The organism is Actinomycetota bacterium (assembly GCA_040757835.1).
GTDB lineage: Bacteria > Actinomycetota > Geothermincolia > Geothermincolales > RBG-13-55-18 > SURF-21.
In genome coordinates this window covers 106,441-117,325 of sequence record JBFLWJ010000009.1, presented here as the reverse complement: position 1 = coordinate 117,325, position 10,885 = coordinate 106,441, and the positions used below count along the sequence as shown (strand labels likewise).

The window sequence follows — 10,885 nt, the reverse complement described above, 5'->3', positions numbered from 1 at the left end:
ACAACTCGGACTCCGAGAGCGTGACCCCGCAGCAGGCCGACCTCAGCCTGGTGAAGACGGTGGACAACCCCTCCCCCAACGTGGGAGACACCGTCACCTTCACCCTGACCGTGGCCAACGCCGGACCTGACACCGCAACGGGCGTGACCGTAGCCGACGTGATACCTGCAGGATATTCTTACGTGGCCGCCTCGATCTCCGGCGGGGACGCAAACAACGATGCCGCGATCCCCACCCTCACCTGGACCATCAACTCCCTGGCCGCGGGGGCCAGCGCCGACCTCACCTTCCAGGCCGAGGTGCTCGGCTCGGGCACCTATGCCAACACGGCCCAGGTGATGGCCGCGGACCAGTTCGACCCAGACTCGGTACCCGGCAACAGCAACTTCGGCGAGGACGATCAGGACACGGTCACGGTAGTCCCCAATATCGCCGACGTCTCTATCACCAAGACCGTGGATGATACCGCCCCCAACGTGGGAGACACCGTCACCTTCACCCTGACCGTGGCCAACGCCGGCCCCGTCGGCGCCACCAATATAGAGGTCTCGGACACCATCCCCGACGGCTTCACCTACACAGCCGCCTCCATCTCCGGCGGGGACGCAAACGACGATGCCGCGATCCCCACCCTCACCTGGACCATCAACTCCCTGGCCGCGGGGGTCAGCACCGACCTCACCTTCCAGGCCGAGGTCAACGCATCGGGGGACTTCACCAACGTGGCGGCCGTAACCGCCTCGGACCAGTACGACCCCGACCCGGGCAACAACACCGACTCGGAGACGGCCGCGCCACAGCAGGCCGACCTCAGCCTCGACAAGACCGTGGATAACGTCAACCCGATAATCGGCGAGACGGTGACCTTCACCGTCACTATAGCCAACGACGGCTCCGATGCCGCGACGGGCATCGGTGTGAACGACGTCATCCCCGACGGCTACTCCTACGTGGCCGGGTCCATCGCCGGTGGAGATGTACAGGACGACTCCGCTGCCCCGACCCTCACCTGGACCATCAACTCCCTGGCCGCGGGGGCCAGCACCGACCTCACCTTCCAGGCCGAGGTGCTTGCCACCGGTGACTACGAGAACGTGGCCCAGGTCATGGCCGCGGACCAGTTCGACCCCGACTCTGTGCCCGGCAACAGCGTGCCCGGAGAGGACGACGAGGACGCCCAGGGCATAACCTTGAGGGAGGCCGCCGACCTGAGCCTCGTAAAAGCCCTCGATGTCACGACTCCGGATGTCGGGGACACGGTCACCTTCACCGTGACGGTGGCGAACGCCGGCCCGAACGCGACCACCAACGTGAGCGTGGAGGACGTCCTGCCAGACGGCTACTCCTACGTGGCCGGCTCCATCGCCGGCGGTGACACCCGCGATGACAGCGCGGCTCCCACCTTCACCTGGTCGATAAACAGCCTGGCCGCGGGCGCCAGCGCCGAGCTGACCCTGCAGGCGGAGGTCCTGGCCACCGGCGATTACCTGAATGTGGCCCAGGTCATGGCCTCGGACCAGTACGACCCAGACTCCACTCCGGGCAACAACGACGACACGGAGGACGATCAGGACTCGGAGGACCTGATCCCGCAGTCAGCCGACCTCAGCCTGACCAAGACGGTGAACAACCCCTCCCCCAATGTGGGCAAGACGGTGACCTTCACCGTAGAGGTGACCAACAGCGGTCCGGATAACGCCACCGGTGTGAGCGTGGAGGACATCCTGCCCAGCGGCTACACATACGTGGCTGGCTCCATCGCCGGAGGGGACAGCCGCAGCGACGCGTCCGCACCTACCCTCACCTGGACCATCAACAACCTGGCCTCGGGTGCTTCCGTCGAGCTGACCTTCCGGGCCGCGGTGCTCTCCTCGGGCGACTATGTCAATACGGCCCAGGTGACCGCGTCCGATCAATACGACCCGGACTCCACCCCCGGCAACGGCTCTGCCGGAGAGGACGACCAGGACAGTGCGAGCGTCACGCCGCAGGAGGCAGACCTGAGCCTGGACAAGAAGGTGGACAATGCGAACCCCAACGTGGGTGAGACCATCACCTTTACGCTGACCCTGGCGAACGCGGGCCCGAGCACAGCGACCGGCATAAGCGTAAGGGATGTCCTTCCCGACGGGTTCACCTACGTGGCTGGTTCCATGGCCGGCGGCAGCAGCAGGAGCGATGCTTCCGCTCCCGCCTTGACCTGGACCGTCAACAGCCTGGCCTCCGGTTCATCCGTGGACCTCACTTTCCAGGCGACCGTCCGTGTCGCCGGAGACTACGTGAACATCGCCCAGGTAATGACGTCAAATCAGTACGATCCCGACTCCACTCCCGGCAATGACGATGGCGACCAGTCCGAGGACGACGAGGACAGCGCCGCCGTCTCCAACATCAATCTCTTCGACCCGCCGTACGGGATCAAGACGGTGAGCGACGATGGTCTCCCTCAGCTCGAGTGGGGGCTAGTCTGGATCAACAGCGGCAACGCCGATTCCATGCGCGTAAGGATAGCGGACAGGATCCCCGAGGGTACCACCTACGTGAAAGGCAGCCTGGCCTACGAGGCGCGGGGAAGCTCCAGTACCATATCCTGTGTATACGATCCGAGCGACAATATGGTGGTCTGGGAGGGCACCATCGCGGCTGACCCCGGGGCGCGCAACGAAACGGAGGCTGAGAACGAAGTGGTCATCACCTTCAGGACCACGGTCGACCCGGATTTCGATGAGGTTGAGAACCAGGCTGCTGCGTATTGGGACCGGAACGGCGATGGAGTACTCGACGACGCCGACGACAACATCAGAAACGATACGCCGGTCCTGAGCGACGACGTCTCCACGACGCCGGCCCTCGATCTGACTGTTTGGAGGAGGGAGAGCGGCGACGGCGGCGACGGCGGCACCCTTCCCAAGACGGGAGTCGACAACCGCACGCGGCTCATGGCGGTTATGTCGCTCTTGACCATCGCCTTGGGGCTGGCGCTCATGCTGGCCGGTGTTATCTTCCTCGCGAGCGGGAGGCGTAGGGAGGAGAGCACGGAACCCGTCATCGGCTGGGATTCCTCAAAGCTTCCCTATGACGGCTAGGTCTGCCCCGACTGCGGAGAGATCACATAACATCACGATCTCCGGAAGCTGCTGCATGTCCCGGCCCGCGGGCTCCTAGAGGACTACTTTTAGGCCCTTGATAAGGAGATATACACCGAAGACCAGCAGGACCACCGCCCCGATCATCTTCTTGTGCCTGGTCAGCCAACCCTGGAACGCGGCCAGGGCCTTCTCGGACCTCGACGGGAAGAAGAAGTATATCGCGATGGGTATGAGGACCGTCGTCAGGGTGAAGAAGGTCAGTATCGCCAGAGATGCCACATCCTCGAGGGTCGATAGATGCGAACTGCTTATCTCGTGCAGCCCCGAGATGAAGATGATAAACGTGGAGGTGTTTACGACCATCGAGACGCACCCCAGGGTCAGTGCCCCCATGACGCCCAGTTCCTTGTCGACCTCGGGCACGCCGTCCCTGTCCCGGCGCAGCAGGTTAAGGGGAATGGCGATAAGACACAGGGCCCCGATAACGATATCGATGTAGCCGTCGATGTCGCTGGTGCCGCCGCTTCCTCCCGCCCGCATTATGTAGACCCCGGCAAACCCCAGGGCCAGGAGGGTAAGGGTGAAGCCCAGGAGCCACAGCAGGGAATTGCGCTTGGCGTTCTGCCTGGAGAGCACGGTGATCAGGATCATCACCGCCACGGGGCTCACTGACGCAGCCAGGCCTATGAGTATCAAGCGCGGCAAGATCTCGCTCAAACGCGCTGCTCCTTTTCCCGCTATCGCTCAGTCGTCCTGGTCCCCCAGCAGAAGCTTCCGCAACCCATCCAGGGTAAGAAGCTGCACGCCCTTGTTCTGCATGCCCCGCAAACCGTCGTCGTTCACCTGCGTACACGCGCCGGGCACCAGCCCCACCCGGTAATCGCGGTCGGTGGCGCCAAGCTGTGTCGCCAGCACGCAGTTGGGAAACGTGAGCCCCACGATGACCACGCTGTCCACGCCCTTCGATGCCAGCAGGTCTTCCAGGGGCGTGGCGTGGAAGGCGCTGAAGCGTGGCTTGTATATCACGTACTCCAGCGGCGCCAACTCCTGGATCTCGCCCGCAAGCAGCGCACCGGCGTCCAGCTCGGCCCCGCTGGGGTTGGTCGAGTCCACCAGTTGCGACCCCCAGGTATATGGAAACCCCACACGCAGCTCTCCCTGTTCGACCTGCCAGCGGCGGCAGGGGTCCACGTTGCTGCCGTCCTCTCTGTACAGCCGGACGACATGAACGATGGGGAGCCCGGCACGACGAAAGGCCTTCAGGGCTTCTACCACCTGTGGCATCACCTCGTCCAGGCCCGGCATTGGAGACGTGCCCCGCGGGTCTCCCCAGTCGTTCTGCACGTCGATGACCAGCAGGGCACAGCTCCGCGGATTCAGCCGCGTATAGGGTGTGACCAGGTTCATGAATTCTCCATCCATGTTCACCACCCGATCTCTAATCGTTTGCCGTCACAAGGCTCACGGCATTTCACCGTAGAATATGAATATATAATAAACGATGGGGGCGGGCCTCGGCCGGCGCAAACCATTTTTCAGGAACGGCAAAGGGAGGAGCGTCATGACGAGAAAGACATCTGCCCTAGGCCTGGTCCTGCTGTTCGCCGCGGTCACCGTGGGCGCCGCCGCCTGTGCCGGCGTACGGGACGGGGAAGAGGTGGCTCAGGTCCCGGGCGATGCACAGGATATCGCGGGTTCGCTGCGTTATGCAGGACAGGAGCGCACCTATCTCCTCCATCTTCCTCCCGCATACGATGGAGAGGATGCTCTCCCGCTGCTTTTCGTTTTTCATGGGGGAGGTGGCGACGGTGAGGGCATGGTCAGGCTCACCCACTTCAGCGACATCGCGGACGAGCACGGCTTCATCGCCGCATACCCTGACGGTATCGATAAGAACTGGAACGACGGCCGGCCGGAGGTCAACCCGGGGGTGGACGACGTGGGCTTCATCTCCGCGCTCATCGATGAACTGGTGGACACGTACGGCATCGACACGACCAGGGTCTATTCCACCGGCATCTCCAACGGGGGCATGTTCTCCTACCGCCTCGCCTGTGAGCTGTCGGACAAGATAGCCGCGATCGCCCCAGTGGCTGCTTTGATGGGAGAGGACCTGTCACGACGGTGCTCGCCGTCCCGACCCGTCCCGGTGATGCTCGTCGTGGGAACGGACGATCCGCTCGTGCCCTGGGAAGGAGGGGAGATAGGAGGAGACCTGGCCAGCCGCGGTTATGCCATCTCGGCCGCCGCCACCGTGTCTTTCTGGGTGGGGGTGGACGGCTGCACCGGCAGCCCGGACTCGGAATACCTGCCCGACGCGGCTCCCGGCGACGGCACGATGGTGAGGAGAGAGATTTACGGTGGGGGGCGGGACGGCACGGAAGTGGTGCTGCTGGCCGTGGAGGGCGGAGGCCATACCTGGCCGGGAGGCTGGCAGTACATGCGCGAGAGGACCATCGGCTTGACCTGCCGGGACATCGATGCGGGGGAAGTGATCTGGGATTTCTTCACGAGGTTCACATTGTCAGCGCAGTGAGAACGGTGTCCGCTGGATCCCGGGAACTCACTTCGCCGTTACACTGAAGACTATAGTATAGTCGTCCGGTCTCTCCCATGCGATCTCCGACTCCACCCCCTCCACCGCCTCGAAAATTGCTGCCATGTGTCCGGCCAGCAGGTGTTCGTTGTAAGGGTTCTCGACCGTCACCTGCAGGAAGCCGGCGTCCTGTTCCAGGCGCACGGGGTTTCCCTGCCCCCACAGCGGGAGAGGAGCCAGCACCCTGCGGTAGATGCCCCTACTGCCTTCGGGCGAGGACCTGTCCTCGCGCGTGATCAGCTTCAGCTCGTCCAGGTGCCGGTGGGTGGTCTCCTTCTGTGCTTTCAGAATAACCGGGTAGATCTCTTCACCCAACTCCTTCTCCAGCTCGCGGAAGACGGTCGTCGGCGTATAGCCGTCGAGAAAAGCCATGCGCACGTCGCGCCTGGTGTCCACGATGATGCCGTCGCTCTCCCTCCATTCCAGGTAGGAGAGCTCGCGGGGCACCCCGCACACGCGGCAGCGCGGGTAGGAGCGGTTGCCCGGCTTTAAGGGCGGCATATGCACCGCCAGGCGCTCAGATACCTCCGGCTTCTTTTCGGAGACGGTGATGGCGATGACGTCGTTTCCGTCGATCTCCATCCAGGTGTGTTCGAACGGCTTCTGCTCCAGGCTCTCGAAGGCGCCGAGGATGATCGCCGCCATCAGCTCGCGGTTATAGGGGTTTCGGATGAGCGCCTCGCCTTCGTGACCCGGGCGGTAGCGGATGGCCTTGGCATAGGACTGCCCGGTCACCAGGGCGATGGTGCAGAAGACGCGCACGACCAGCTTCTTGTTGTAGCCCACCCGGCCCAGCGAGAAAGGGAACTTGTTGAGGACGCCGTCTATGACCTCCTTGGCCGCGTTCCTCTGGGCTTCGAAGATGAGGTGGGAGAGGGATATGCCCATCTTCTCCTCGATGCGCGCGAAGAGGTCGTTGAAGAGTTCGGCCTCCAGCAGGACGGCACGCAGGTCCGGCATCATGCGTTCGCATATGGTGCCGTTGGAGTTCCACCTGATTATCCTGGAGAACATGAAGGGGAAACCGCATTTCGGGCACTTGAGTGTGCGCAAACGACTCTCCTTTTACCGAGAAGCCCCACAACTGACATCGCCAGGCCAGCTGGAAGCCGGCGGCAGGCCTATTTAATATTCGGCACAACGCCGCCGGCTGTTAAGCGTGCTTGCTCAACTCTGGGTGCACCCTTTTTAAGAGCGGCGGTTTAAAGGCGCCGTGCCCTACCCATAATAGATGTGGACAGCAGAGGGGGGGAAGATGGCATCCTCACGCGAAGAGATAATAGAGCTGGTGGGGGAACAGCGCCGGTATTTCAGCACCGGGATTACCAGGGAGGTCTCTTTCCGCCGCGAGCAGCTCGAGAAGCTGCGTTCCATGATCCGGCAGAACAAGGGCAGGATCACGCGGGCCGCCATGGAGGACCTGCGTAAGCCTCCCTTCGAGATGTTCGTGAGCGAGATCGCTTTCCTGCTGGCTGAGGTCGATTATGCCCTCAAGAAGCTGGATTGCTGGACCTCTCCCTCAAGGGTGCCGGGCCCGCTCATCTTCCTGTGGGCGGAATGCCGCATCCATCCCGAACCGTACGGCGTGACCTTGATCATCTCCCCCTGGAACTACCCTTTTATGCTGCTCTTTGCCCCGCTCATCGGAGCGGTGGCCGCCGGTAACTGCACCGTGCTCAAACCATCGGAGGTCTCCCCCCATTCCTCACGGGTCATCGCGGAGCTGATCCGAGATACCTTCGACCCGCATCACATCGCGGTAATAGAGGGAGGCATGGAGGTCAACGGGCCGCTGCTGGAGCAGGAATTCGACTATATCTTCTTCACCGGAAGCACCGGTGTGGGCAAAGAGGTCATGAAGGCGGCGGCCGAGAACCTCACCCCGGTCACCCTGGAACTGGGCGGCAAATCACCGTGCATAGTGGATGAGTACCCACGCCTCAGGTATGCGGCGCAGCGCATCGCCTTCGGGAAGTGGCTGAATGCGGGCCAGACCTGCATCGCACCCGACTACGTTCTGGTACACCACGAGATGAAACCGCGGCTCCTGGAGGAATTGATCAAGGCCGTCCGCTCCTTTTACGGACAAGACCCCCGGTACAGCCGCCACTATTCCCGCATAATAAACGATCGTCACTTCGAACGCCTGACGCAACTGCTGGGGGAAGGTACGATAATATCGGGGGGAGAGATCGACGCCGGCGGGCTGTATATCGCCCCGACCATCATCGACGAACCGGGGTGGGAGGCTCCGGTGATGTGCGAGGAGATCTTCGGACCCATCCTCCCGGTCATCTCCTATCATGAGCTAGACGAGGCTATCGGACTGGTAAACTCGCGCCCGAAGCCCCTGGCCCTTTACTTCTTCTCAAATGATAAGAGGAAGCAGCGAAGGGTGTTGCGGGATACCTCGGCTGGCGGGGTCTGCATCAACACCACCATGTTGCAGGAGTCAACCCAGACCCTGCCCTTCGGTGGGGTGGGCAACAGCGGCATGGGTGCCTATCACGGCAAGGCGAGCTTTGATACTTTTTCCCATTGCAAGGGCGTGTTCGATCAGAGACTGCCCCTGGATATGGTGCTGCGGCCGCCCTACCCCCGCTCGAAGATACTGGACCGCATACTGCAGCAACTGCTGCTCAATGGCAGGAAGTGCCGTACCCGAGGTTAGTGCGGCCGGGTTCCTGCCAGCGTGGTGAAATCCTCTCCGGGCTGACATCCATCGCTACGGTTTGTTGACCAATTAGCCGAAATTTGTATAGTAAGGGTGAGTGTAATGGTGATCGGAGCCTGGAACAGCGGCAAATCCGGGGAGACGAGATCATACGGATGGACGCAAGAAGATACAAGGTAATAGTGATCGGGGGAGGACCGGCGGGTTCCATGACCGCCCTCTCCCTCGTGCGCCTGAGGCCCGAGCTTGCGGGGGATATCCTTATCCTTGAGGCAAAGGCTTTCCCGCGTGAAAAGGTATGCGGCGGGGGGATCAGCGGCAGGGTCACCGACGCCCTGTATAAGCTGGAGATCCCCATTGATGGATTGCCCAAGGTGCCGGTTGAGAGGTTCTCGGTCCACTTCGAGAAGGAGATAGGCAGCCCCTCGTTCGGGAACGACAGATGCTTCATCACCAGGCGCAGCTCCTTCGACGACCTGCTGCTCTCCACAGCGGCGGAACGCGGCGTCGAAGTGCGCACCCTCACGCCGGTGGTGGGGGCTTATCGCGAGCGTAACCGCGTGGTGGTGCTGGACAAGGCGGGAAATACCTATCGTGCCGAGATACTGGTGGGGGCCGATGGGGTCAACGGCCGGAGCCGCATCTGGTTCGGCTCGCCCCACCGGGGGCGCAAGACCCTGCTGCTGCAGACGGAATTTCCCCGCGACCCCGCATGCGAAATCCTCCAGGACAACATGCTCATGGACTTCAGCGTCACGAAGCGCGGCATCCCCGGCTACGCGTGGTTCTTCCCCTCGCTGGGGAGGGACGGCGAGCCGGTGGTAAACGCGGGCATATCCGGGGGGTCATTCAGCAAGGGGATATACGCCAGGATGAGGGAAGCCTTCCTGGCCTCCCTCGGCAACTACCCGGAAATAGAGAGGATGGCGCCGTCGCAGATCCACTTCAAGCCCTACCCGGAGCGCGAGTTCTCCCCCTTCCAGGCGGGAGCGCGGGAGAGGGTGATCTTCGTGGGCGAGCAGATAGGCACCGATCCGTTCACCGGCGAGGGCTTGAGCTTCTGCGCCGATTCGGCGGATGCGGCCGCGCGGGAGATCACCTCGGGCCTTGAGCGGGGGGAGTTCTCGTTTAAGGGCTACAACCGCAGGATAAGGACGGCGGGGTTCTTCCCCCTTTACGTGGTCGGCAAGGCATACTGCCTGCAGAACAACGGCATACAGCCCAACTTCTTCCTCACCATGGCCACCCGGGAGAAACCGGCGGGCAGGTGGAACGTGGTGGACTTCTATACCCGCGCCTTCTCTGGGAAGGAGAGGAGCGAGATACTCTATTCCCCTAAGTACTGGGGGGTGGCGATGCGCGATATCGCCGCGGTGCTGCCCCGGTGGATGCGGGAGGTCAGTGGAACATCATCTTCTCGAAGATGACCCTGCCGCTCGTCTTCTCCTTCACGCCCGCGAGGTCCACGCTCAGCTCAAGCTCGGCATCGAAGTCGTAATACAGCGGATTTCCGAAGATGTGGGCGAGGGATCTCCGCCAGTGGGACAAGTCCTCCGTCATGTCCAGGACCTCGATGAGCTTGGGATCGCGGATGGCCATCTCGACCCTGCCCTCCTCGGCCTCCCAGGTGAAGTCGAGTTTCCTGGGGTAAGTCTGTCCCATCGGTCCATCCACCTCGTCTGCCGTCTCCAGCCTGAGGGGCAGGCCGTCGTCGGTGAGGATCCGGTCTCCCTTGGAGAGGAAGAAGACGGGGAGCTTGATGCCGCCGAGGCCGAAGACCTTGATGGTCACCAGTTGGGAGAAGATGATGCTGAAATCACCGACATGGGCCCGGCCCCAGAACCAGTGGTCCAGCATGTTGCCCATCACCGCGTTGCCCCAGTTGTGGTCGTGGTAGACAGATCCCTTGACCGCCGTGGTGGCGCCGCCGCGGGTTATGGTGCCCTCGACGGTGCCGTAGGGCACCGGTACCACCCAGGCGAGGTACTTGGTCTTCGCGGAGTTGAAATAGCTCACCGCGGCCCCGGGGCGCCATGATGGTCCCTGGCGCTTCAGGGCCAGGTCCACCGCCATGTCCTCAGCCTCCGCGTGCAGTTCGTAGGAGGCGAGGTCGCCCTTGACCCAACTGGGCCCGATGCGCACGTCGCAACCCTCACTGGACGCCGCAAGCTCCTCCGGCGCGTACCCGGGGCTGTATCTCACGCTCTCACCTTGCGGAGACCGGTACATGATCAAGACTATCGGTGCGAGAGGGCCCTTGGGTTTGGTGTGTGGCTTGGTGGAGAAGGTGACCACCGCGGTCGAGCCGTTGTCAAACTGGGCATCGAAATACCACCATTCGAAGGCGTCCTTTTCCTCGGCCGTGCGGTAGCCGTCCTCCCACACCTCCACCGTGTCCGGCTTCAGGCCCATGCGCGCCAGGGAGGCGGCGTTGTCCTCGGCGGCCTTCTTCCTGAACTCCGGTGTTACTTTAAGTTCCCCGCCCATGTCCTCTCCTTCTCGTCCCGGTGATGCTAGCCTTGCGGC

General features: G+C 62.7%; 8 protein-coding genes. 4 read left to right on the top strand and 4 right to left on the bottom strand.

Annotated elements, in window-relative coordinates:
- Nucleotides 1–3,086, top strand: a 3,086-nt coding sequence (locus AB1384_09280) for a DUF11 domain-containing protein (protein ID MEW6554464.1), incomplete at its 5' end; no start/stop codon positions are given.
- A gap of 75 nt (nt 3,087–3,161) precedes the next feature.
- On the opposite strand, the gene AB1384_09275 is transcribed toward AB1384_09280, so the two are convergent.
- Both AB1384_09275 and AB1384_09270 read right to left on the bottom strand, forming a co-directional pair.
- Complete coding sequence (locus tag AB1384_09275) at nt 3,162–3,806, bottom strand: GAP family protein (protein ID MEW6554463.1); 645 nt, start codon at nt 3,804–3,806, stop codon at nt 3,162–3,164.
- Nucleotides 3,807–3,833: 27 nt separating this feature from the next.
- On the bottom strand, nt 3,834–4,511 hold the full coding sequence (locus tag AB1384_09270) for an isochorismatase family cysteine hydrolase (GenBank protein MEW6554462.1): 678 nt from the start codon (nt 4,509–4,511) through the stop codon (nt 3,834–3,836).
- Nucleotides 4,512–4,650: 139 nt separating this feature from the next.
- On the opposite strand from AB1384_09270, the gene AB1384_09265 reads away from it, so the two are divergent.
- Entirely contained in the window at nt 4,651–5,625 is a 975-nt protein-coding gene (locus AB1384_09265) for a PHB depolymerase family esterase (GenBank protein ID MEW6554461.1), read from the top strand.
- Between the two features lie 27 nt (nt 5,626–5,652).
- On the opposite strand, the gene AB1384_09260 is transcribed toward AB1384_09265, so the two are convergent.
- Entirely contained in the window at nt 5,653–6,738 is a 1,086-nt protein-coding gene (locus AB1384_09260) for a hypothetical protein (protein ID MEW6554460.1), read from the bottom strand.
- 202 nt (nt 6,739–6,940) lie between these two features.
- Here AB1384_09260 and AB1384_09255 point away from each other — a divergent pair, with 202 nt between their 5' ends.
- A complete protein-coding gene (locus tag AB1384_09255) occupies nt 6,941–8,356 on the top strand; it encodes an aldehyde dehydrogenase (GenBank protein MEW6554459.1) in 1,416 nt (471 codons plus the stop codon).
- 158 nt (nt 8,357–8,514) lie between these two features.
- On the top strand, nt 8,515–9,786 hold the full coding sequence (locus AB1384_09250) for an NAD(P)/FAD-dependent oxidoreductase (protein ID MEW6554458.1): 1,272 nt from the start codon (nt 8,515–8,517) through the stop codon (nt 9,784–9,786).
- On the opposite strand, the gene AB1384_09245 is transcribed toward AB1384_09250, so the two are convergent.
- A complete protein-coding gene (locus AB1384_09245) occupies nt 9,758–10,846 on the bottom strand; it encodes a lipocalin-like domain-containing protein (GenBank protein MEW6554457.1) in 1,089 nt (362 codons plus the stop codon). The genes AB1384_09250 and AB1384_09245 overlap by 29 nt on opposite strands.
- Nucleotides 10,847–10,885 lie beyond the last annotated feature (39 nt).

What these genes read in the sequence shown, in the direction of transcription:
- AB1384_09270 (MEW6554462.1), bottom strand. Translation starts at nt 4,511, where the DNA reads ATGGATGGAGAATTCATGAACCTGGTCACACCCTATACGCGGCTGAAT.
- AB1384_09265 (MEW6554461.1), top strand. Translation starts at nt 4,651, where the DNA reads ATGACGAGAAAGACATCTGCCCTAGGCCTGGTCCTGCTGTTCGCCGCG.
- AB1384_09255 (MEW6554459.1), top strand. Translation starts at nt 6,941, where the DNA reads ATGGCATCCTCACGCGAAGAGATAATAGAGCTGGTGGGGGAACAGCGC.
- AB1384_09250 (MEW6554458.1), top strand. Translation starts at nt 8,515, where the DNA reads ATGGACGCAAGAAGATACAAGGTAATAGTGATCGGGGGAGGACCGGCG.
- AB1384_09245 (MEW6554457.1), bottom strand. Translation starts at nt 10,846, where the DNA reads ATGGGCGGGGAACTTAAAGTAACACCGGAGTTCAGGAAGAAGGCCGCC.